The 22,841-nt window shown below is 64.9% G+C and carries 21 protein-coding genes; 12 read left to right on the forward strand and 9 right to left on the reverse strand.

Annotated features, from left to right (window positions below; genetic code table 11):
• The 7 genes from PSQ40_RS00345 to PSQ40_RS00375 all read left to right on the forward strand — a co-directional run bounded on the left by PSQ40_RS00345 (window position 1) and on the right by PSQ40_RS00375 (window position 7,985).
• A complete protein-coding gene (locus PSQ40_RS00345; RefSeq protein ID WP_273947829.1) occupies window positions 1-1,323 on the forward strand; it encodes a mechanosensitive ion channel family protein in 1,323 nt (440 codons plus the stop codon).
• Window positions 1,324-1,370: 47 nt separating this feature from the next.
• A complete protein-coding gene (locus tag PSQ40_RS00350; protein WP_273947830.1) occupies window positions 1,371-1,691 on the forward strand; it encodes an XRE family transcriptional regulator in 321 nt (106 codons plus the stop codon).
• Window positions 1,692-2,020: 329 nt separating this feature from the next.
• Entirely contained in the window at window positions 2,021-2,770 is a 750-nt protein-coding gene (locus PSQ40_RS00355) for an electron transfer flavoprotein subunit beta/FixA family protein (protein WP_273947831.1), read from the forward strand.
• Window positions 2,771-2,772: 2 nt separating this feature from the next.
• Complete coding sequence (locus tag PSQ40_RS00360) at window positions 2,773-3,705, forward strand: electron transfer flavoprotein subunit alpha/FixB family protein (RefSeq protein WP_273947833.1); 933 nt, start codon at window positions 2,773-2,775, stop codon at window positions 3,703-3,705.
• A gap of 82 nt (window positions 3,706-3,787) precedes the next feature.
• Window positions 3,788-5,578, forward strand: a complete 1,791-nt coding sequence (locus tag PSQ40_RS00365; protein ID WP_273947834.1) for an acyl-CoA dehydrogenase — start codon at window positions 3,788-3,790, stop codon at window positions 5,576-5,578.
• Between the two features lie 88 nt (window positions 5,579-5,666).
• Window positions 5,667-6,620: an NAD(P)H-dependent flavin oxidoreductase gene (locus tag PSQ40_RS00370; protein ID WP_273947836.1), complete on the forward strand. Its 954-nt coding sequence runs from the start codon at window positions 5,667-5,669 to the stop codon at window positions 6,618-6,620.
• A 174-nt stretch (window positions 6,621-6,794) separates the two neighbouring features.
• The gene (locus PSQ40_RS00375; protein WP_273947838.1) at window positions 6,795-7,985 is read left to right on the forward strand and encodes a PA0069 family radical SAM protein; all 1,191 of its coding nucleotides are present in this window, start codon (window positions 6,795-6,797) and stop codon (window positions 7,983-7,985) included.
• Window positions 7,986-8,004: 19 nt separating this feature from the next.
• Here the strand turns inward: PSQ40_RS00375 and fghA are convergent, their stop codons facing one another.
• Window positions 8,005-8,850 carry an S-formylglutathione hydrolase gene (fghA, locus tag PSQ40_RS00380; protein ID WP_273947839.1) on the reverse strand — a complete coding sequence of 282 codons (846 nt, stop codon included), beginning with the start codon at window positions 8,848-8,850 and terminating at the stop codon, window positions 8,005-8,007.
• 26 nt (window positions 8,851-8,876) lie between these two features.
• Entirely contained in the window at window positions 8,877-9,983 is a 1,107-nt protein-coding gene (locus tag PSQ40_RS00385; protein ID WP_273929631.1) for an S-(hydroxymethyl)glutathione dehydrogenase/class III alcohol dehydrogenase, read from the reverse strand.
• A gap of 185 nt (window positions 9,984-10,168) precedes the next feature.
• Between PSQ40_RS00385 and PSQ40_RS00390 the strand changes: the two genes are divergently transcribed.
• Window positions 10,169-11,188 (forward strand): GlxA family transcriptional regulator, encoded by a 1,020-nt coding sequence (locus PSQ40_RS00390; RefSeq protein WP_273947840.1) that lies wholly within the window; start codon window positions 10,169-10,171, stop codon window positions 11,186-11,188.
• Window positions 11,189-11,298: 110 nt separating this feature from the next.
• Here PSQ40_RS00390 and PSQ40_RS00395 read toward each other — a convergent pair whose 3' ends face one another.
• The 7 genes from PSQ40_RS00395 to PSQ40_RS00425 form a co-directional block, all read right to left on the reverse strand.
• The gene (locus tag PSQ40_RS00395) at window positions 11,299-12,609 is read right to left on the reverse strand and encodes a citrate synthase (protein WP_273947841.1); all 1,311 of its coding nucleotides are present in this window, start codon (window positions 12,607-12,609) and stop codon (window positions 11,299-11,301) included.
• A 68-nt stretch (window positions 12,610-12,677) separates the two neighbouring features.
• A complete protein-coding gene (locus tag PSQ40_RS00400) occupies window positions 12,678-12,995 on the reverse strand; it encodes an FAD assembly factor SdhE (RefSeq protein WP_273947842.1) in 318 nt (105 codons plus the stop codon).
• Window positions 12,996-13,007: 12 nt separating this feature from the next.
• A complete protein-coding gene (locus tag PSQ40_RS00405; protein WP_273947843.1) occupies window positions 13,008-13,712 on the reverse strand; it encodes a succinate dehydrogenase iron-sulfur subunit in 705 nt (234 codons plus the stop codon).
• Between the two features lie 26 nt (window positions 13,713-13,738).
• The gene (gene sdhA, locus PSQ40_RS00410) at window positions 13,739-15,547 is read right to left on the reverse strand and encodes a succinate dehydrogenase flavoprotein subunit (protein WP_273947845.1); all 1,809 of its coding nucleotides are present in this window, start codon (window positions 15,545-15,547) and stop codon (window positions 13,739-13,741) included.
• Window positions 15,548-15,550: 3 nt separating this feature from the next.
• Window positions 15,551-15,916, reverse strand: a complete 366-nt coding sequence (gene sdhD / locus PSQ40_RS00415; protein ID WP_273947846.1) for a succinate dehydrogenase, hydrophobic membrane anchor protein — start codon at window positions 15,914-15,916, stop codon at window positions 15,551-15,553.
• 15 nt (window positions 15,917-15,931) lie between these two features.
• Entirely contained in the window at window positions 15,932-16,363 is a 432-nt protein-coding gene (gene sdhC / locus PSQ40_RS00420; protein ID WP_273947848.1) for a succinate dehydrogenase, cytochrome b556 subunit, read from the reverse strand.
• Window positions 16,364-16,503: 140 nt separating this feature from the next.
• On the reverse strand, window positions 16,504-17,289 hold the full coding sequence (locus PSQ40_RS00425) for a GntR family transcriptional regulator (RefSeq protein ID WP_273947849.1): 786 nt from the start codon (window positions 17,287-17,289) through the stop codon (window positions 16,504-16,506).
• Between the two features lie 218 nt (window positions 17,290-17,507).
• Here PSQ40_RS00425 and PSQ40_RS00430 point away from each other — a divergent pair, with 218 nt between their 5' ends.
• Genes PSQ40_RS00430 through acnB form a run of 4 tightly spaced genes read left to right on the forward strand, consistent with a single transcriptional unit; the run spans window position 17,508 to window position 22,730 of the window.
• On the forward strand, window positions 17,508-18,494 hold the full coding sequence (locus tag PSQ40_RS00430; RefSeq protein WP_273947850.1) for a malate dehydrogenase: 987 nt from the start codon (window positions 17,508-17,510) through the stop codon (window positions 18,492-18,494).
• Between the two features lie 17 nt (window positions 18,495-18,511).
• Window positions 18,512-19,501, forward strand: coding sequence for an HpcH/HpaI aldolase/citrate lyase family protein (locus tag PSQ40_RS00435; protein ID WP_273947852.1), 990 nt, complete (start codon window positions 18,512-18,514; stop codon window positions 19,499-19,501).
• Between the two features lie 19 nt (window positions 19,502-19,520).
• Complete coding sequence (locus PSQ40_RS00440) at window positions 19,521-20,093, forward strand: hypothetical protein (RefSeq protein ID WP_273947854.1); 573 nt, start codon at window positions 19,521-19,523, stop codon at window positions 20,091-20,093.
• A 45-nt stretch (window positions 20,094-20,138) separates the two neighbouring features.
• Complete coding sequence (gene acnB / locus PSQ40_RS00445) at window positions 20,139-22,730, forward strand: bifunctional aconitate hydratase 2/2-methylisocitrate dehydratase (RefSeq protein ID WP_273947855.1); 2,592 nt, start codon at window positions 20,139-20,141, stop codon at window positions 22,728-22,730.
• Window positions 22,731-22,841: the final 111 nt, after the last annotated feature.

A 22,841-nucleotide genomic window follows, 5' to 3' on the forward strand; every position in this document is an offset into this window, starting at 1 on the left:
ATGGAGTTTTTGGAGAATTTGCAGGCGGAGTTCCGCGACTCGGCCGCCTGGATTGAGCTGATCTGCGTGCTCGTCAGCCTGGCGGTGGCTTACGGCAGCACCGTGTGGGTCGGGCGCCGAGCGGGCGCCAAGCCCGAATCGGTCTGGTTTGGCCGCAGCACCTTCGATGGTTTGATGTTCCCGCTGCTGTCACTGGCGCTGGTGTACGCGGCCCGGGTCGTGGTGGGGCACCACCAGCCGGTGTTCATCCTCAAGGCCGCGATCCCGATCCTGGTGTCGCTGGCGGTGATCCGGTTCTTCGCACGCGTGCTGTCCGCGGCCTTTCCCAGTTCCGGGCCCATGCGCCTGCTCGAGCGCCTGGTGTCCTGGCTGGCCTGGGGGGTGGCGGTGCTGTGGATCACTGGCTTGCTGCCCTCGGTGTTGGCCGAGCTGGAAAGCATCCACCTCACCTTTGGCAAGACCACGGTGACGCTGCGCACCTTGATCGAGGGCGTGCTGTCTTCGGGTCTGGTGCTGGTGGTCGCCTTGTGGGTGTCGTCGACGCTGGAGCGCCAGGTACTGATGCCCTCGATCTCCGACCTGTCAATGCGGCGCGTGGCGGTCAACGCCATGCGCGCCGCCCTGCTGTTGCTGGGCCTGTTGTTTGGCCTGTCTGCGGTGGGGGTGGACCTGACCGCGCTGTCGGTCCTGGGCGGGGCCGTCGGGGTGGGGCTGGGCTTCGGTTTGCAAAAGCTCGCAGCCAATTACGTCAGCGGCTTTGTGATCTTGCTCGAGCGCTCGCTGCGCATCGGCGACAACGTGCGGGTGGACAACTTTGAAGGGCAGATCACCGACATCAAGACCCGCTACACCTTGCTCCGGGCCCCGAACGGCAAAGAATCCATCGTGCCCAACGAGACCATGGTGGCGCAGCGGGTGGAGAACCTCTCCGCCTACGATCAGCGCTTCAACATGAGCACCAATGTGGTGGTGGCGTACCACAGCGATGTGCAGCTGGTGCAGCAGGTCATGCGCGACGCGGCCCTGGCCCAGGAGCGGGTGCTCAAGGACCCGGCGCCCATCGCCTACCTGCTCAACTTTGCTGCCGATGGGCTGGAGTTCAGCCTGCACTTCTGGATTGCCGACCCCTCCAAGGGGCAATTCAACATCCGCTCGGATGTGAACCTTGCGGTGCTGGCGGGGTTGCGCGCTGCGGGGGTGGAGTTGCCGTTCCCTCAGCGGGTTTTGCATGTGCAAGGGGGCGGCGCCGTGCTGCCGCCAGTCCCTGTTGCGCCGGCAGCACCGGCCGCGGGGGCCCAGAAGCCAGCCAGCAGCCCGGCCTGAGGGCGGTGCTCGGTGACGAGATTGAACGACAGATCGGGAGGTCCATCATGGTGGGTGCAGGCATCAGATTGCGTCAGGAGCGTGAGCGCCTCGGGTTCAGCCAGAGTGACTTTGCCGCCTTGGTCCCGGTCACGCGCAAGACCATGTTCAACTGGGAATCCGGCGCCGGGCAGGTGGCCTCGGACGCCCTCGCGGTGTGGGCCGGTTCGGGTCTGGACGTGCTCTATGTGGTCACCGGTCAGCGCGCCCTCAGTGCGGCGGGCCTGTCGGCGCGCCACCTGCGCCTGTTGAGTCTGTTCGACTCCACCGACGAACCCGGTCGAGCGGCCATCGAAGCCGCCGCGCAGCAAGCGCAAGCCCGCGCCTGAGCCGGCCCGGGTCCCTTTCTTCATCGTTTCCCGGCGCGCCATCGCGCCCGTCAGGGCCCTGCGGGGGAGGGCCCCGTGCCGTCGCGCCTGCGACGGCCGCAGGCGCGCCGAATGGCCTTCCAGATGGGTGGGTGATCTTTTGACGAACCGGCCCGAGCGTCCCTTATAATCAGAAAAAAGCACGGTCGTACTTTTTTGAATTCTAGGCTGGATCCAAGCCCCTGACACGAGCCCTTCGGAAGGGTTGTTGGCAGCGTGGCGCTGGGGCGCATAGAATCATTTGGTTTACGTGCACGTCAATTCAATTAACCAATTTTGGAGCCGCAGCAATGAAGGTTTTGGTCCCCGTCAAACGTGTGGTGGACTACAACGTGAAGGTCCGGGTCAAGTCGGACAACACGGGTGTGGACATCGCCAACGTCAAGATGAGCATGAACCCCTTTGACGAGATCGCCGTCGAAGAAGCGGTGCGCCTGAAGGAAAAAGGCGTGGCCACCGAGGTGATCGCGGTGAGCTGCGGCGTGACCCAGTGCCAGGAGACCCTGCGCACGGCCATGGCCATCGGTGCCGACCGCGCCATCCTGGTCGAGACCGACGCTGAACTGCAGCCCCTGGCCGTGGCCAAGCTCTTGAACGCCCTGGTGGCCAAGGAGCAACCGGGCCTGGTGATCCTGGGCAAGCAAGCCATTGACGACGACGCCAACCAGACCGGCCAGATGCTGGCGGCCCTGGCCGACCTGCCCCAGGCCACCTTCGCCAGCAAGGTCGAAGTGGCCGGCGACAAGGTCAACGTCACGCGTGAAATCGACGGCGGCCTGGAAACCCTGAGCCTGTCGATCCCGGCCGTCATCACCACCGACCTGCGCCTGAACGAGCCGCGCTACGTGACGCTGCCCAACATCATGAAGGCCAAGAAGAAGCCGCTGGAGACCGTCAAGCCCGAGGACCTGGGTGTGGACGTCAGCCCGCGACTGAAGACCCTCAAGGTCAGCGAGCCGCCGAAGCGCGGCGCTGGCATCAAGGTGCCCGACGTGGCCACCCTCGTGAACAAACTGAAAACTGAAGCCAAGGTGATCTGACCATGACCGCACTTGTTATTGCCGAACACGACAACCAAAGCATCAAGGGCGCGACCCTGAACACCGTCACCGCCGCGCTGCAAGCCGGTGGCGACGTGCACGTGCTGGTGGCCGGCCACAACGCCGCTGCTGCTGCGGCCCAAGCCGCGCAGATCGCAGGCGTCAGCAAGGTGATCCACGCCGACAGCGAAGCCCTGGGCCACGGCCTGGCCGAGAACGTGGCCGCCCAGGTGCTGGCGATTGCCGCCAACTACAGCCACATCCTGTTCCCGGCCACCGCCGGGGGCAAGAACGCCGCGCCGCGCGTGGCCGCCAAGCTGGACGTGGCGCAGGTCAGCGAAATCAGCAAGGTCATCAGCGCCGACACCTTCGAGCGCCCGATCTACGCAGGCAACGCGATCGCTACGGTGCAAAGCACGGACGCCACCAAGGTGATCACGGTGCGCGGCACGGGCTTTGACGCGGCAGCGGCCACCGGCGGCAGCGCGGCCATCGAGACCATCGCGGCCGCGGCCGACAGCGGCAAGAGCGCCTTCGTGGGCAGCGAGATCGCCAAGAGCGACCGCCCCGAACTGACGGCAGCCAAGATCATTGTGTCGGGCGGCCGGGCGCTGGGCAGCAGCGAGAAGTTCAACGAAGTGATGACGCCGCTGGCCGACAAGCTGGGCGCGGCCATCGGGGCCAGCCGTGCGGCGGTGGACGCGGGCTACGCGGCCAACGACCTGCAGGTGGGGCAGACGGGCAAGATCGTGGCGCCGAGCCTGTACATCGCCTGCGGCATCTCGGGGGCGATCCAGCACTTGGCGGGGATGAAGGACAGCAAGGTGATCGTGGCGATCAACAAGGACCCGGAAGCCCCGATCTTCAGCGTGGCCGACTACGGTCTGGAGGCGGACCTGTTCGTGGCGGTGCCGGAACTGGTGGCCGCGCTGTAAAGCACGGGCGTGACCCGCTGAACAAAGTAGCAGGCACTTGGGCATCGTTCGCGATGCCTTTTTCATATCTGGAGACATCAACATGAGTTACACGGCCCCCCTGAAGGACATGCTGTTCAACATCGAGCACCTGGCTGGCATCGACCAGGTGGCGAGCATCCCCGGTTTTGAGGACGCGGGTCTGGAGACCGCCCAGGCGGTGCTCGAGGAATGCGCCAAGCTCAACGAGGGCGTGATCGCGCCGCTGAACTGGGAAGGCGACAAGAACCCGTCAAGCTGGAAAGACGGCGTGGTCACCACCACCCCGGGTTTCAAGGAAGCCTTCAAGCAGTACGCCGAAGGCGGCTGGCAAGGCCTGCAGCACCCGGTGGACTTTGGCGGCCAGGGCCTGCCCAAGACCATCGGCGCGGCCTGCACCGAAATCCTCAACTCGGCCAACATGAGCTTTGCACTGTGCCCGCTGCTCACCGACGGCGCCATCGAGGCCCTGCTGACCGCGGGCAGCGACGAGCTCAAGGCCATCTACCTTGAAAAGCTGGTCTCGGGCCAATGGACCGGCACCATGAACCTGACCGAGCCGCAAGCGGGCTCCGACCTGGCCCTGGTGCGCACCCGCGCCGAGCCCCAGGCCGACGGCAGCTACAAGGTCTTTGGCACCAAGATCTTCATCACCTACGGTGAGCACGACATGGCCGAGAACATCGTGCACCTGGTGCTGGCCCGCGTGCAGGGCGCGCCCGAGGGCGTGAAGGGCATCAGCCTGTTCGTGGTGCCGAAGTTCCTGGTCAATGCCGATGGCAGCCTGGGTGCGCGCAACGACGTGCACTGCGTGAGCATCGAGCACAAGATGGGCATCAAGGCCAGCCCCACGGCGGTGCTGCAGTTCGGCGACCATGGCGGCGCCGTGGGCTACCTCGTGGGCCAGGAGAACCGGGGCCTGGAGTACATGTTCATCATGATGAACGCCGCCCGCTACGCCGTGGGCGTGCAAGGCATTGCGGTGGCCGAACGCGCCTATCAGAAGGCCGTGCAGTACGCCAAGGACCGCGTGCAAAGCCGCCCGGTGGACGGCAGCATCAACGCCAGTGCGCCCATCATTCACCACCCCGACGTCAAGCGCATGCTGATGACGATGCGCGCCTACACCGAAGGCTGCCGTGCCATGGCCAGCGTGGCCGCGGCCGCCTATGACGCGGCCCACCACCACCCCGACGCCGACACGCGCAAGCAGAACGCTGCCTTCTATGAGTTCATGGTGCCCCTGGTCAAGGGCTACAGCACCGAGATGAGCCTCGAGGTGACGTCGCTGGGCGTGCAGGTGCACGGCGGCATGGGCTTCATCGAAGAAACCGGTGCCGCCCAGTACTACCGCGATGCCAAGATCCTGACCATCTACGAAGGCACCACCGCCATCCAGGCCAATGACCTGGTGGGTCGCAAGACCGCCCGCGACGGTGGTCAGACCGCCAAGGCCATCGCGGCCCAGGTCGAGCAGACCGAGGCCGCCTTGCGTGCCAGCGGCAGCGACACCGCGGTGGCGGTGGCCAAGCGCCTGCAGGCCGCTCGCCTGGCCTTCATCGACGTGGTTGATTTCGTGGCGGGCAACACCAAGGCTTCGCCGAACGCGGTGTTTGCCGGTTCGGTGCCTTACCTGATGCTGGCGGGCAACCTGGTCGCGGGCTGGCAGCTGGGCCGTGCCTTGCTGGTGGCGCAGGACCAACTCGCGCAGGGCCAGGACGAGGCTTTCATGCGCAGCAAGATCGCCACCGCGCGCTTCTACGCCGACCACCTGCTGAGCAAGGCCCCGGGTCTGCGCGACAGCATCGTGGAAGGTGCGGACAGCGTCAACGCCCTGGCCGCAGAGGCTTTCTGACCGGGCGCTCCGAGCGCTGTCCCGGGATGGACAGGGCTCGGGGCGGCATCTGAACAAAAATCAACCTCAAACCCATCGAGGAGACACCATGTCGAAATTGCCCCCAGCGCTGGCCAACCGGTCCTTCCCGGTCATCGGCTCGCCGCTGTTCATCATCAGCAACCCCAAGCTCGTCATCGAGCAATGCAAGGCCGGCGTGATCGGCTCCATGCCGGCGCTCAACGCCCGCCCCGCCGCCCAGTTGGACGAGTGGCTGGCCGAGATCACCGAGACCCTGGCCGCCTACAACCAGGCCAACCCCGACAACCCTGCCGCGCCCTTTGCCATCAACCAGATCGTGCACAAGAGCAATGACCGCCTCGAGCACGACATTGAAATGGCCGTCAAGTACAAGGTGCCGGTGATCATCACCTCGCTGGGCGCCCGCACCGACGTCAACGACGCCATCCACAGCTACGGCGGTGTGGTGCTGCACGACATCATCAACAACGCCTTCGCCCACAAGGCCATCGAAAAGGGCGCTGACGGCCTGATCGCGGTGGCCGCAGGGGCTGGTGGCCATGCGGGCACCAAGAGCCCGTTTGCGCTGATCCAGGAGATCCGCCAATGGTTCGACGGCCCGCTGGCGCTGTCGGGTTCGATCGCCTCGGGCGGTGCCATCCTGGCGGCCCAGGCCATGGGCGCCGACTTCGCCTACATGGGCTCGGCCTTCATCGCGACCGAAGAAGCCCGCGCGGCCGATGCCTACAAGCAGGCCATCGTCGAATGCAACTCGGACGACATCGTCTACAGCAACCTGTTCACCGGCGTGCACGGCAACTACCTCAAGCCCAGCATCCGTGCTGCGGGCCTGGACCCGGACAACCTGCCCGAAAGCGACCCCAGCAAGATGAACTTCGGCGGTGACGCCAAGAAGGCCTGGAAGGACATCTGGGGCTGCGGCCAGGGCATTGGTGCCATCAACAAGGTGCAGACCACCGCCGAACTGGTGGCCCAGCTCAAGCGCGAATACGCCGAAGCCAAGGCCCGTCTGCTGGGCTGATCAGCGGCTGTCCGACGGCGCACCCCTGCGCACCGGCCTCGCCGGATTGTGTTGACCTCAACGCCCACCTGGCCCAGCGGCCGGGTGGGCGTTGTGCTGTGGGCCCGCCGGTGGGCGTTTGCGGCCCCTGGGGCTTTTCAGTAAACTGTATGAATATACAGTTTCGAGATGGCCATGGAAGAGTTCAGTGCGCCGGTGTGGGTGTCGCGTCCGCCCGCCGCGCCCAAAGGGCGGGGCGCTGCCGAAGGCATGGCCCACCGCTTTGAGCGCGATCAGCGCGAGGCGGTGGACGACGGCTGGCCCGGCGACGAGGCCGAGGCCCCGGCCCCACGCGCCGTGCCGACGCGCATCCTGACCGAGACCACGCGCAGCGCGCTGACCCGCAACGACTCACCCGACATCGCCTTTGACCAGGCCATCAACCCCTACCGGGGCTGCGAGCACGGCTGCAGCTACTGCTACGCCCGCCCCAGCCACAGCTACCTGGGTTTGTCGCCGGGATTGGACTTTGAGACCCAGATCGTGGCCAAGCACCAGCTGCCCGGCTTGCTGGCGCAAGCCCTGTCGCGCCCCAGCTATGTACCGCGACTGACGAATGTGGGCTCCGCCACCGACTGCTACCAGCCGGTCGAGCGTGAACTGCAATTGACGCGACGCCTGATCGAGGTGTTCCAACGCCACCGCCACCCGTTTTCGATCATCACCAAATCCAGCCTGGTCGAGCGCGACCTCGATCTGTTGGTGCCGTTGGCCCGGCAAGGGCTGGTGGCGGTGTACATCACCATCACCACCCTGGACCGCGACCTGGCGCGCCGCATGGAGCCGCGTGCGGCTTCGCCGCAGCGGCGACTGCGCACCCTGCAGACCCTGGCCGAGGCGGGCATTCCGGTGGGGGTGAGTGTGGCGCCGCAGATTCCATTCCTCAACGAGGACATGGAGCAGGTGTTGGCCGCGGCCGCCGCGGTGGGGGCCCGGTCGGCCTTCTACACCGTGCTGCGCCTGCCCTGGGAGCTGAGTCCGCTGTTCCAGCAGTGGTTGCAGCAACATTACCCGGATCGGGCTGAACGGGTCATGGCGCGGGTGCGTGATTTTCGGGGCGGGCAGGACTACCGCAGCGACTTCAAGACCCGCATGAAGGGGCAGGGGCTGTGGGCTGATCTGCTGAGCCAGCGCTTTCACAAGGCCTGTGCGCGCCTGGGCTTGAACCTGGAGCGGCACGCCCTCGACCTGAGTCAGTTTGTGCACGACCCCGACGCGGCCCAGCGACAGCCGGGTTTGTTCGATGACGTGCCGCAGACCGCCGAGGCCAAAGGGCCTTTGGCCCCCAGCCTGGCCGCGCCTGCCCTGCCGCTGCGCGCGGGCTGAGCCCGGGCCGAGGCGGGTCTCAGAGTTGCGCCGCGTGGTGGCGCAGGTGGTCTTCGATCACGCTGGCCACAAAGTAGTAGCCGTGGTCGTAGCCCGCGTGGCGGCGCAGGGTCAGGGCCTGGCCCACCTGAGCGCATGCGGCCTCGAGCAGGTGCGGGTGCAATTGCTCTTCGAGGAATTTGTCATGAAGGCCTTGGTCCACCAGGATCGGCTGGTTCAGCAGGGCTTCGCCGCGCGTGGCCAGCAGCTCACAGGCGTCATGACCGACCCAGGCGCTGCGGTGGCTGCCCAGGTAGGCCGTGAAGGCCTTTTCGCCCCAGGGGCAGCGCGTGGGCGCGCAGATGGGCGCCAGCGCCGACAGCGACTTGAAGCGTCCCGGGTGGCGCAGCGCCAAGGTCAGCGCGCCGTGGCCGCCCATCGAGTGGCCCGTGATGCCCAGGCGTTGCCCGTCGATGGGCAGGTGCTGGCTCAGCAGGGGCAACAGCTCGCGCAGCAGGTAGCTTTCCATGCGCCAGTGCGGGGCCCACGGGGCCTCGGTGGCATCGAGGTAGAAGCCTGCGCCCACGCCCAGGTCCCAGGCATCCGATTCGCCCGGCACCCCAGCCCCGCGCGGGCTGGTGTCGGGGCTGATCAGGGCCAGGCCCAGTTCGGCCGCCACCCGTTGCGCCCCGGCCTTGATGGCAAAGGTTTCTTCGGTGCAGGTCAGGCCCGCCAGGTACAGCAGCGCGGGCACCGGGCCCTGCTGGGCCTGGGGCGGCAGGTAGACCCCCACGCGCATCGGCAAACCGATTTCGGTCGAGGCGTGCTGGTAGAAGGTTTGGGTGCCGCCAAAGCAGGCGTGCTGGCTCAGGACTTGAAGGGGCATGGGCTGGCTCATGGTCGCGGTCGGGCTCAGTAGATGACGACGCCGCGGATCGACTCGCCGCGCTTCATCAGGTCAAAGCCCTTGTTGATGTCCTCGAGCGGCATGGTGTGGGTGATCAGGTCGTCGATGTTGATCTTGCCTTCCATGTACCAGTCGACGATCTTGGGCACGTCGGTGCGGCCGCGCGCGCCGCCAAAGGCCGAGCCTTCCCACTTGCGGCCCGTCACCAGCTGGAAGGGGCGGGTGCTGATCTCGGCGCCGGCCTCGGCCACGCCGATGATGATGCTGCGGCCCCAGCCCTTGTGGGTGCACTCGAGCGCGTCGCGCATCACCTTGGTGTTGCCAATGCACTCGAAGCTGTAGTCGGCGCCGCCGTCGGTGAGTTGCACGATGGCGTCCACCACATTGGGCACTTCCTTGGGGTTGATGAAGTGGGTCATGCCGAACTGACGCGCCATTTCCTGGCGGGCCGGGTTGATGTCGACCCCGATGATCTTGTCCGCCCCGACCATCTTGGCGCCCTGGATCACGTTCAGGCCGATGCCGCCAAGACCAAACACCACCACGTTGGCGCCGGCTTCCACCTTGGCGGTGAACAGCACCGCCCCGATGCCGGTGGTGACGCCGCAGCCGATGTAGCAGACCTTGTCGAAGGGGGCGTCCTCGCGGATCTTGGCCAGCGAGATCTCAGGGGCCACGGTGTAGTTGCTGAAGGTGCTGGTGCCCATGTAGTGGAAGATCGGCTTGCCGTCCAGGCTGAAGCGGCTGGTGGCGTCGGGCATCAGGCCCTTGCCCTGGGTGCCGCGGATGAGCTGGCACAGGTTGGTCTTGCGGCTCAGGCAGAACTTGCACTGGCGGCATTCGGGGGTGTAGAGCGGGATCACATGGTCGCCCTTCTTGAGCGTGGTGACCCCGGGGCCGACGTCAACCACCACACCGGCGCCCTCGTGGCCCAGGATGGCCGGGAAGATGCCTTCCGGGTCGGCACCCGACAGGGTGTAGTAGTCGGTGTGGCAGATGCCCGTGGCCTTGATCTCGACCAGGACTTCACCGAACTTTGGGCCTTGCAGGTCCACGGTTTCAATGGTCAGGGGTTGGCCTGCTTGCCAGGCGACGGCGGCGCGGGTTTTCATGGGGAGTGCTTTCTGCGGAAGTTGCTGGCATCGCAGATCGGATGCCTTGGCGCGCACTCTAGCGGAGTGACAAGGCCTTGGAAACCAAGGGGTCGGCTGTGCCTCACAATTTGGCCGTTGGCGGCGCCAGATTGGCCGCTGACATTCGCTGTGACCGCCTGCCTTGTTTGATGCTTTGCCCCGACATGACTTCGTCCCCCGTTTCGCTCCCCCCGCAGACCGTCCAGATCGTGGTCTACCCCGGCTTCAAGGCTTTGGAGGCCGTGGGCCCGCTGTCGGTGTTTGACTACGCCAACGTGCACCTCGCGCGCCGCGGGCAGGGGCCTGGTTATGTGGTCTCGGTGGCTGCCGAGGCGCTGGGCCTGGTGCGATCGGACACGGCCATGTCCTTGGAGGCGACCCAGGTGGTGGGGCAGGGGGCGGCTCCGGACACGGCGCTGATCGTGGGCTCGCGCGAGATCGAGCGCGCCTTGGCCGCCTCACCGGGCCTGGTGCACTGGGCGCAGACGGTGGCGCCCCAGCTCAAACGCCTGGTGGCCCTGTGTTCTGGCAGCTTTTTCTTGGCCGCCGCGGGCCTGCTGGACGGCCGCGCCGCCGCCACCCATTGGAGCGTTACCGACCTGTTACAGCAGCGTTACCCTGCGGTGCAGGTGGACCCCGATGCGATCTACGTGCACAGCGGCAAGTTCTGGACCTCGGCCGGCGTGACCGCCGGCATCGACCTGGCGCTGGCTTTGGTGGAGGAGGATTTCGGCCGCACCCTGGCGCTGGAGGTGGCGCGCGACCTGGTGATGTACCTCAAGCGCCCCGGCGGGCAGTCGCAGTTCAGCATGCACCTGGCCAGCCAGGCCACCCGCCACCCGGGCATCCGCGAAGTGCAGACCTGGATCCTGTCGCACTTGGACCAAGCCATCAGCCTGGGGGAACTGGCCTCCCGGGCGGCCATGAGCGAACGCAATTTCCGCCGCGTGTTCTTGCAGGAGTGCGGCAGCAGCCCGTCCGAGTTCATCGAGACAGCCCGCCTGGAAGGCGCGCGCCGTCGCCTCGAAGAGGCCAACAACCTGCCGCTCAAGACCATCGCGGCCCAGGTCGGCTTTCAGTCGGAGCAGGCCTTGCGGCACCTGTTTCTGCGCCGCCTGGGCATCACCCCTCAGGCCTACCGCGAGCGCTTCGGCGGCGCGGCCGCCGAGCCTGGCCGGACCTGAACCGGGAGGGCGCGCGGGGCACCCGCGCCGCACCATGAAAAAAGCCCGCCAGAGGCGGGCTTGGGGCCAGGGCACTGAGCCGCGCGGGCGCGCTCAGTGCAGGGCCAGGATCAACGTTGGCCCAGGGGCTTGACGTCGCGGCGCGGCGAGCCGGTGAACAGCTGACGCGGACGGCCGATCTTGTACTCGGGGTCGCCGATCATTTCGTTCAGTTGGGCAATCCAGCCCACGGTGCGGGCCAGCGCGAAGATCGCGGTGAACAGGCTGACCGGGATGCCGATGGCGCGTTGCACGATGCCCGAGTAGAAGTCGACGTTCGGGTACAGCTTGCGCGACACGAAGTAGTCGTCTTCCAGCGCGATGCGCTCGAGTTCCTTGGCCAGCTTGAACAGCGGGTCGTTTTCCAGGCCCAGGGCTTGCAGCACTTCGTTGCAGGTTTCCTGCATCAGCTTGGCGCGTGGGTCGTAGTTCTTGTAGACGCGGTGGCCAAAGCCCATCAGGCGCACGCCCGAGTTCTTGTCCTTGACCTTTTCCATGAACTCGCCGACCTTGGCCACACCGCCCATGGCTTGGATTTCTTCCAGCATGTTCAGGCAGGCTTCGTTGGCGCCACCGTGAGCGGGGCCCCACAGGCAGGCCACGCCCGCAGCGATGGCGGCGAACGGGTTGGTGCCCGACGAACCGCACAGGCGCACGGTCGAGGTGGAGGCGTTTTGCTCGTGGTCAGCGTGCAGGATGAAGATGCGGTCCAGGGCCTTTTCGATGACCGGGTTGACCTTGTACTCTTCGCAGGGCGTGGCGAACATCATGTGCAGGAAGTTGCCGGCGTAGCTCAGCGAGTTCTTCGGGTACATGAAGGGTTGGCCAATGCTGTACTTGTAGGCCATGGCGACCAGGGTCGGCAGCTTGGCGATCAAGCGGATGGCCGCGATTTCACGGTGTTCCGGGTTGTTGATGTCGGTGCTGTCGTGGTAGAAGGCCGACAGACCACCCACCAGACCCGTCAGCACAGCCATCGGGTGCGCGTCACGGCGGAAGCCACGCAGGAAGAACTGCATCTGCTCGTTCACCATGGTGTGCTGGGTCACGCGGTTCGTGAAGTCAGCCTTTTGGCTGGCGTTCGGCAGTTCACCGTACAGCAGCAGGTGGCAGGTTTCGAGGAAGTCGCAGTTCACGGCGAGTTGCTCGATGGGGTAGCCGCGGTACAGCAACTCGCCCTTGTCACCGTCGATGTAGGTGATGGCCGATTGGCACGAGGCCGTCGACAGGAAGCCGGGGTCATAAGTGAACATGCCCGTTTGCGCGTACAGCTTGCGGATGTCGATGACGTCCGGGCCAATGTTGCCGTGGTAAACCGGCAGGTCGACGCTGGGGCTGCCGTTGCTGAACGACAGGGTGGCTTTATTGTCAGCTAGCTTCATATTCACTTTTCCTATGGTAATTTGCCCATCTTCCGGTGGGGCGCTGGTCGGTCGGTGCCTGAGGGATCTCAGGGCACCAGCAGGGCCAGAACCTCACGAACTTCTTGCGTGTCCAACGGTCCTTCCGGCTGCTTGCGGCGCAACAGCAGGTCAAGGAGGTCGTTGTCTGCCAAATCCATCAGCGCGTACATTCCCCGGGCATGGCCCACCGTGAGGTGTTGGCCGTGCCGGGCAAAGAACTTCTCGATGAACAGGTCGTTCTCCAGCAGGCCGCGGCGGCAACGCCACTGCAGCTTGCTGTAGGCACGCGCGTCCAGGGGCTCTCCTGCAGCGCGGCCGACGAGCTCACCGTCGTCTCCCAGATGGCTTGGCAGATCAAGTTTCATGCCAGTAATCAATCAAACGGCCCGACGGACCATCAGTTCCTTGATCTTGCCAATCGCCTTGGTCGGGTTCAGGCCCTTGGGGCAGACGTCGACGCAATTCATGATGGTGTGGCAGCGGAACAGACGGTACGGGTCTTCCAGGTTGTCCAGGCGCGCGCCGGTGGCTTCGTCGCGGCTGTCCGCGATGAAACGGTAGGCTTGCAGCAGGCCAGCGGGACCGACGAACTTGTCGGGGTTCCACCAGAAGCTGGGGCAGCTGGTGGAGCAGCTGGCGCACAAGATGCACTCGTACAGGCCGTTCAGCTCGTCACGTTCCTCGGGCGACTGCAGGCGTTCCTTTTCGGGCGGCACGTTGTCGTTGATGAGGTACGGCTTGATCGAGTTGTACTGCTTGAAGAACTGGGTCATGTCCACGATCAGGTCGCGGATGACCGGCAGGCCTGGCAGCGGCTTCAGGACGATGGTGCCCTTGAGCGTGTTCATGTTGGTCAGGCAGGCCAGACCGTTCTTGCCATTGATGTTCATGGCGTCCGAACCGCACACGCCTTCGCGGCAGGAGCGGCGGAAGGAGATGGTCGGGTCCTGCGCCTTGAGCTTGATCAGGGCGTCCAGCAGCATGCGTTCGTGACCGTCGAGTTCGATCTCGATGGTCTGCATGTAGGGCTTGGCGTCCTTGTCCGGGTCGTAGCGGTAGATCTGAAAAGTACGTTTCGTCATATCGTGGGCTTTCGTGCAGGACGGAATCAGAACGTGCGGACCTTGGGCGGCACGGACTCAACCGAGCGCGGCTTCAGGTTCACAGGCTTGTAGGTCAGGTTGTTGCCAGCGCTGTGCCACAGGGTGTGCTTCATCCAGTTGGCATCGTCGCGGCCCAGCGGAGCGGTCGGGTGATCGGCCGGATGTTCGTAGTCGTCCACGGTGTGGGCGCCACGGCATTCACGACGAGCGGCAGCCGAAACCATGGTCGCTTGAGCGGCTTCGATCAGGTTGTCGACTTCGAGCGCTTCGATGCGCGCGGTGTTGAACACCTTCGAGTTGTCGGCCAGGCCCACGGCCTTGGCGCGTTCGCGCAGTTCGGCGATCTTGACCACACCCTGGTCCATGCTGGCCTGGGTGCGGAACACACCGGCGTGTTGCTGCATGGTCGAGCGGATGTCGTTGGCCACGTTCTGGGCGTACTCGCCACCCTTGGCGTTGTCCAGGCGGTTCAGGCGCGACAGCGTGAAGTCAGCGGCATCGGCCGGCAGCGGCTTGTGCGACTTGGTCTTGCTGGCGAACTCGACGATGTGGTTGCCGGCGGCACGGCCGAACACCAGCAGGTCGAGCAGCGAGTTGGTGCCCAGGCGGTTGGCGCCGTGCACCGACACGCAGGAGCATTCGCCCACTGCGTACAGGCCGTTGACCACTTGGTTGTGCACGTCGCCGTTTTGCACCACGACTTGGCCGTTGATGTTGGTCGAGATACCGCCCATTTGGTAGTGGATGGTGGGCACGACCGGGATCGGCTCGCGGGTGATGTCGACGTTGGCGAAGTTGACGCCGATTTCGTACACCGAGGGCAGGCGCTTGTGGATGGTGTCGGCACCCAGGTGATCCAGCTTCAGCAGGATGTAGTCCTTGTTGGGACCGCAGCCACGGCCTTCCTTGATTTCCTGGTCCATCGAGCGCGACACGAAGTCACGCGGGGCCAGGTCCTTCAGGGTGGGCGCATAGCGCTCCATGAAGCGTTCGCCGTTGCTGTTCAGCAGAATGGCGCCTTCGCCGCGGCAGCCTTCGGTCAGCAGCACGCCGGCACCGGCCACGCCGGTGGGGTGGAACTGCCAGAACTCCATGTCTTGCAGCGCGATGCCAGCGCGAGCCGCCATGCCCAGGCCGTCACCGGTGTTGATGAAGGCGTTGGTCGAAGCGGCAAAGATGCGGCCGGCGCCGCCGGTGGCCAGCAGCACGGTCTTGGCGTGCAGGATGTGCAGGTCGCCGGTTTCCATTTCGAGGGCGGTGACACCGACCACGTCGCCTTCAGCGTCGCGGATCAGGTCCAGGGCCATCCACTCGACGAAGAAGCTGGTCTTGGCCTTGACGTTCTGCTGGTACAGCGTGTGCAGCATGGCGTGACCGGTGCGGTCAGCGGCAGCGCAAGCGCGTTGCACCGGCTTTTCGCCGTAGTTGGCGGTGTGGCCGCCGAACGGACGCTGGTAGATGGTGCCGTCGGGGTTGCGGTCGAACGGCATGCCCATGTGCTCGAGGTCGTACACGACCTTGGGCGCTTCCTGGCACATGAATTCGATCGCGTCTTGGTCGCCGAGCCAGTCGGAGCCCTTGACGGTGTCGTAGAAGTGGTAGTGCCAGTTGTCTTCGGACATGTTGCCCAGCGAGGCGCCGATACCGCCCTGTGCTGCCACCGTGTGCGAGCGGGTCGGGAACACCTTGGACAGGACGGCCACGTTCAGGCCCGCGCGGGCCAGTTGCAGCGATGCGCGCATGCCGGAGCCGCCGGCCCCCACGATGACGACGTCAAACTTGCGGGTGGTGATGCCAGATTTGGAGTAAGTCATTTTTTAGAGTCTCCACAGAACTTGAATCGCCCAGCCAGCGCAAGCGACGAGCCACACAATGGAGAAGATTTGCAGGGAAAGACGAAGGGCGACGGGCTTGACGTAGTCCATCCAGATGTCTCGCACGCCAATCCAGACGTGGTAGAGCAGGGCGATGATCACAGCGAAGGTCAGGGCCTTCATCCACTGGGACGAGAAGATGCCCGCCCATTTGTCGTAGCCGATGGGGCCCGACGACAGGATGACCTGCGCCAGCAGGATCACGGTGAACAGGGCCATCAGGCCAGCCGTGACGCGTTGCGCGAGCCAGTCGCGCAGACCGTAGTGGGCACCGACAACGATGCGCTTGGAGCCGTAGTTAACAGACATGGGTTGCTCCTTCAATCAGTACAGACCAAACAGCTTGGCGCCCAGCACGGCGGTCAGGCCGAGGCTCAACACCAGGGTGACGAGGGCCGAGCTCTTGCCGAACTCTTTGCTCACGGCGTGGTTCACGTCCATCCAGAGGTGGCGCAGACCGGCGATGAAGTGGTGCAGGTAGGCCCAGATCAGGGCCAGTGCCACCAGCTTGATGAAGGCACCCGGCACAAAACCAAGGCCGCTGTTGAAAGCGGCCTTGAACTTCGAGAACGAAATTTCGGAGGAGACGGAAACGTCAAACATCCAGATGATGAAAGGCATCAACAGGAACATGATGAGACCGCTGACGCGATGCAGGATCGACACCCAGCCGGCCGCAGGCAGGCGGTAGGTGGTCAAATCCTTGAATGCATTGATGTTGCGGAACTCAGGCCGCTTTTTTGCGAGTTCAGACATGGGTAGGTGCTTTCGTGGATGTAACTGCTCGGTAATTTCGTAAATGCAAACAACCCAAAATTCTATTGCAATGCAGCAAAGGGGACTCGGGTCGTTGCCTATTTTCGACGTTTCTGTTGGCTTTGCTCGCCCAGGGGGCTTTAGTTGAGTTCGTTTCTGTAGTGATGTGTGTCCGTGCGGTAGAGGCCTCGCCTGAGCTCCATGGGGGTGTCGTTGTAGGTGTAGGCCACCCGTTCCACGCTCAACAGGGGCGTTTGGGGGGTGACTTGTAACAAAGCGGCCTGGGTTTCGTCAGGCAGGACGGCTTTGAGCTTCTCTTCGGCGCGCACCATGCGCACGCCAAAATCAAGTTCGAACATGGCGTAGGTCGCGCCGTGATACTGAGCCATTTGCTCGGCTGTCAGGCCCTTGAAAGCCTGCCCGGGCAACCACAGGTCCTCGAGGATGGTGGGGGTGCCACTGAAGGACAGGATGCGGCGCACCTGCAGCACCGAGTCGCCGCTGCGCAAGGCCAGCAGGCGCGCCACTTCGGCGCTGGCGCGGCTGCGCTTGCACTCGATCACGGTGCGCTGGGCGGGGCCTTCGGCACTGCTGTCGCCGGTGTCGGGGATCAGTTTCAGGAAGCGGTACTGGACGTGTTGTTCCGCGTGGGTGGCGACGAAGGTGCCTTTGCCCTGGCGGCGCACCACGAGGTTGTCGGCGGCCAGCTCGTCGATGGCCTTGCGCACCGTGCCCTGGCTGACCCGGTAGCGGGCGGCCAGCTCCATCTCGCTGGGGATGGCCTCGCCGGGCTTCCAGTCACCCGCCTGCAGGCTCTGCAGGATCAGGCCCTTGATCTGTTGGTACAGCGGGCTGAAAGCCGGCGTCACCACGCCGACGTCGTCGATCGCAGCGACATCGTTGGAGCTGGGGTTGGGCGGCGGCATGGTATGAGGTTGGAACTGGGAGGGGCTGGGTCGGCGCAGCAATTTTGACGCTGGGCGCGGATTCGCATCATATCTTATATAAGACATAAGACAAATTGACCGGAGGCTCGTAACCCGAGTACACTCCTTGGCTGTTTCGCAGGGCTTGGGCCTATGGTTCCTGAAACAGGTCCAGCACTGTGGCGACACCCGTTTTACACAACCTCCTGGAGTTCCTCATGAGCAAAAAGCCCGTTCGTGTTGCCGTTACCGGCGCCGCTGGCCAAATCGGTTACGCCCTGCTGTTCCGCATCGCCTCCGGCGAAATGCTGGGCAAGGATCAGCCCGTGATCCTGCAATTGCTCGAAATCCCCGATGAAAAGGCTCAGAACGCGCTCAAGGGCGTGATCATGGAGCTCGAAGACTGCGCTTTCCCGCTGCTGGCTGGCATCGAAGCCCACAGCGACCCGATGACCGCCTTCAAGGACACCGACTACGCTCTGCTGGTGGGCTCGCGTCCGCGCGGCCCGGGCATGGAGCGTGCCGAACTGCTGGCCGTCAACGGCGCCATCTTCATCGGCCAGGGCAAGGCCCTGAACGCCGTCGCTTCGCGTGACGTCAAGGTGCTGGTGGTCGGCAACCCCGCCAACACCAACGCCTACATCGCCATGAAGTCGGCTCCGGACCTGCCGGCCAAGAACTTCACCGCCATGCTGCGCCTGGACCATAACCGTGCCGCTTCGCAATTGGCTGCCAAGACCGGCAAGGCCGTGTCGGACATCGAGAAGCTGACCGTCTGGGGCAACCACTCGCCCACCATGTACGCTGACTACCGCTTTGCCACCATCGGCGGCGAATCGGTCAAGGCCCTGATCAACGACGAAACCTGGAACCGCGAAACCTTCCTGCCCACCGTGGGCAAGCGTGGTGCCGCGATCATCGCCGCCCGTGGTCTGTCGTCGGCTGCTTCGGCTGCCAACGCGGCCATCGACCACATGCGCGACTGGGCCCTGGGCACCAACGGCAAGTGGGTCACCATGGGCATCCCGTCGGATGGCTCCTACGGCATCCCCAAGGACGTCATGTTCGGCTTCCCGGTCACCTGCGAAAACGGCGAATACAAGATCGTCCAAGGTCTGGACATCGACGCTTTCTCGCAAGAGTGCATCAACAAGACGCTCAAGGAACTGACCGACGAGCAAGCTGGCGTGGCCCACCTGCTCTGATCGGCCAGGCTGTGTCCATGAAGCATCCGCGCGAGGTCTTGCTCGAAGCGCAGGCCCAACAGGGCTTGCTGCCAGTCTGTGATCACTACAGCGGCGTCGAGCTGCGGATGCGCAAAAGCCTGCAATTGCAGGCTGAAATGACCGAGCGCCTGGGCACCTGCGTCTTCGACGTCACCCTTGACTGCGAAGACGGTGCCCCGGCCGGTGCCGAGGCGGAACACGCCGCCCTGGTCGCCGAGCTGGCTTTGGGCGCTGCGCCCGGGGCCCGCGTGGCGGCCCGGGTGCACCCGGTCGACCACCCCTCTTTTGACGCTGACGTTCAGACCATCGTGGGTCGAGCCGGCAACCGCCTGTGCCATGTGATGGTGCCCAAGGTGGAGACCGTGCAGGACGTCGAGCGTGCCGCGCGTGCCCTGGCGGCGGCCGGCCACCCGGACCTGCCCCTGCATGTGCTGATCGAGTCCCCGGGCGCGGTGCACCGGGCATTTGACATCGCGGCCTGCCCCCAGGTGCAGTCGCTGAGCTTTGGCTTGATGGACTTTGTTTCGGCCCACGCGGGCGCCATTCCCTCGGCGGGCATGGGCGCGACGGGCCAGTTCACGCACCCTTTGGTGGTGCGCGCCAAGCTCGACATCGCCTCGGCTGCCCATGCACATGGCAAAGTGCCTTCGCACTGCGTGGTGACCGAATTCAACGACCTGCCCGCCTTGCAAGCCGCTGCGCTCAAAGCCGCACGCGAGTTTGGCTACGCCCGGATGTGGAGCATCCACCCGGCCCAAATCCAACCCATCCTCGATGCCTTTGCGCCCGAGGAGCGCGAGATCGAACTCGCCACCCGAATCATCACCTCGGCCCAGGCGGCCGAGTGGGCCCCCATCAGCCATGGGGGTCAATTGCACGACCGCGCCAGTTACCGGTATTTCTGGCAGGTGCTGGAGCGTGCACACCAAACTGGGCGACCTTTGCCCACTGAAGCGCGGGCGTATTTCGCGCCAGCGCATCCCTGACTCCCTGGAGGACCCCCTCATGAAATCTCTGCTCATCGCCGCCCTGATGTTGGGCGCCGCGTCTTTGGTGTCGGCCCAGTCGACCGCCCAGGACGCACACCACAAGGCAGCCTCCGACAACAAGGCCAAGCCGGCCAAACCCAAGCCCAGTGCCAGCCGCACTGAAATCAAGACCACCGCCAAGAACATGGCCGCCGGGGTGGAGGCCGCCGAGGCCGCGCTGACGCCCGACGAACTGGCCCTGGCCGAGCTGGTGCACACCGGCCGCATGGCCTGTGAACTGGGCGCTGTGGTCAACGTCAAGGCCGACGACAAAGCCCCGGGTCACTTTGAAGTGACGGGCAAAGGCTTCAAGTACCGCATGGTCCCGGTGGCCAGCCGCACGGGCGCGCTGCGCCTTGAGGACGAGAAAGCCGGTGCAGTCTGGATCCAGCTGGCCAACAAATCCATGCTCATGAACCAAAAGATTGGTCAGCGTCAGGCTGACGAATGCATGAGCCCCGAGCAGGCCATCGTGGCCGAAGCCCTGCGCAAGAACCCGGTGCCGGGTCTGCTCGATGCGCCTGGCACGGCTTCTGCGTCCGCCAAGTAAATTTTTCCAAAAACCGCCCCATTAGTGAACTGACAGGAGAACGACATGTTGCAAGCCTATCGCCAACACACTGCCGAACGCGCAGCCCTGGGCATTCCGCCCCTGCCGCTGGAAGCCAAGCAAGTGGCCGAGTTGATCGAACTGATCAAGAACCCGCCCGCTGGCGAAGAAGCCTTCCTGCTCGACCTGCTGACGCACCGCGTGCCCCCGGGCGTGGACGATGCCGCCAAGGTCAAGGCCAGCTTCCTGGCCGCTGTGGCCCACGGCGAACTGAGCGTTGGCCTGATCTCCAAGGCCAAGGCCACCGAGTTGCTGGGCACCATGGTGGGTGGCTACAACGTGCACCCCCTGATCGAACTGCTGGACGACGCCGAAGTCGCCGGTGTGGCTGCTGAAGGTCTCAAGAAGACCCTGCTGATGTTCGACTTCTTCAACGACGTCGCCGAGAAGGCCAAGGCGGGCAACGCCAAGGCCAAGGAAGTGATCCAGAGCTGGGCCGAGGCCGAGTGGTTCACCAGCCGCCCCGAAGTCGAGAAGAAGATCACCGTCACCGTGTTCAAGGTGCCCGGCGAAACCAACACCGACGACCTGTCGCCCGCCCCGGACGCCTGGAGCCGCCCGGACATCCCGCTGCACTACCTGGCCATGCTGAAGAACACCCGCGAAGGCGCGGCCTTCAAGCCGGAAGAAGACGGCAAGCGCGGTCCGATGCAGTTCATCGAAGACCTCAAGAAGAAGGGCCACCTGGTGGCCTACGTCGGCGACGTGGTCGGCACCGGCTCGAGCCGCAAGTCGGCCACCAACAGCGTGATCTGGGCCACCGGCCAGGACATCCCTTTCGTGCCGAACAAGCGCTTTGGTGGTGTGACCCTGGGCGGCAAGATCGCTCCGATCTTCTTCAACACCCAGGAAGACTCGGGCTCGCTGCCGATCGAAGTCGATGTCTCCAAGCTCGAAATGGGCGATGTGGTCGACATCCTGCCCTACGACGGCAAGATCGTGAAGAACGGCGACACCGTGGCCGAGTTCAAGCTCAAGAGCGATGTGCTGTTTGACGAAGTGCGCGCTGGCGGCCGCATCAACCTGATCATTGGCCGTTCGCTGACCGCCAAGGCCCGCGAATTCCTGGGCCTGCCGGCCTCGACCCTGTTCCGCCTGCCGCAAGCCCCCGCCGCCACCCAGGCCGGCTTCACGCTGGCCCAGAAGATGGTTGGCCGCGCGGTCGGTCTGCCCGAAGGCCAAGGCGTGCGCCCGGGCACCTACTGCGAGCCGAAGATGACCACCGTGGGTTCGCAAGACACCACCGGCCCGATGACCCGCGACGAACTGAAGGACCTGGCTTGCCTGGGCTTCAGCGCCGACCTGGTGATGCAGTCCTTCTGCCACACCGCGGCTTACCCGAAGCCGGTCGACGTCAAGACCCACCGCGAACTGCCCGCCTTCATCAGCAACCGCGGCGGCGTGGCCCTGCGTCCGGGCGACGGCGTGATCCACAGCTGGCTGAACCGCCTGCTGCTGCCGGACACCGTCGGCACCGGTGGCGACAGCCACACCCGTTTCCCGATCGGCATCTCGTTCCCGGCCGGTTCCGGTCTGGTGGCCTTCGGTGCCGCCACCGGCGTCATGCCGCTGGACATGCCTGAGTCGGTGCTGGTGCGCTTCAAGGGCGAAATGCAGCCGGGCGTGACCCTGCGCGACCTGGTGCACGCCATTCCGCTGTACGCCATCAAGGCTGGTCTGCTGACCGTGGCCAAGGCCGGCAAGAAGAACGTGTTCTCGGGCCGCATCCTCGAAATCGAAGGCCTGCCGGACCTGAAGGTTGAGCAAGCGTTTGAACTCTCGGACGCCTCGGCCGAACGTTCGGCCGCCGGTTGCACCATCAAGCTGAACCCCGAGCCGATCAAGGAATACCTCACCAGCAACGTCGTGCTGATGAAGAACATGATTGCCGACGGTTACGCCGATGCCCGCACCCTGCAACGCCGCATCGAGAAGGTTGAAGCCTGGTTGGCCAACCCCAACCTGCTCGAAGCCGACAAGGACGCCGAGTACGCTGCCGTGATCGAGATCGATCTGGCCGACATCAAGGAACCCATCGTCTGCTGCCCGAACGACCCGGACGACGCCAAGTTCCTGTCCGAAGTCGCTGGCACCAAGATCGACGAGTCCTTCATCGGTTCTTGCATGACCAACATCGGCCATTTCCGTGCCGCTGCCAAGCTGCTGGGCGGCCAGCGTGACATCCCCGTCAAGCTGTGGGTGGCCCCGCCGACCAAGATGGACCAGAGCGAGCTGATCAAGGAAGGTCACTACGCCGCCTTCGGTACCGCCGGTGCCCGCACCGAAATGCCGGGCTGCTCGCTGTGCATGGGCAACCAAGCCCAAGTGCGCGAAGGGGCCACCGTGATCTCCACCTCGACCCGCAACTTCCCGAACCGCCTGGGCAAGAACACCAACGTGTTCCTGGGCTCGGCCGAGCTGGCCGCCATCGCGTCCAAGCTGGGCAAGCTGCCCACCGTGGCCGAGTACCACGAAGCCATGGGCGTGGTGAACAAGGACGGCGCTTCGATCTACAAGTACCTGAACTTCAACCAGATCGAAGAGTACGCGGACATCGCCAAGGGCGTGAGCGCCTGATCCAGGGGCGCCACAGAGGGGGCCGGGCTGTGCCCGTGTCCCCGCTGAAACCCCAGGCTTCGCCTGCCACCCACCAGCGTGCGCTGGTGGGTTTTTTTTCGCCTGCCGTTG

Source organism: Curvibacter cyanobacteriorum, assembly GCF_028649475.1.
Taxonomy (GTDB): domain Bacteria; phylum Pseudomonadota; class Gammaproteobacteria; order Burkholderiales; family Burkholderiaceae_C; genus Curvibacter; species Curvibacter cyanobacteriorum.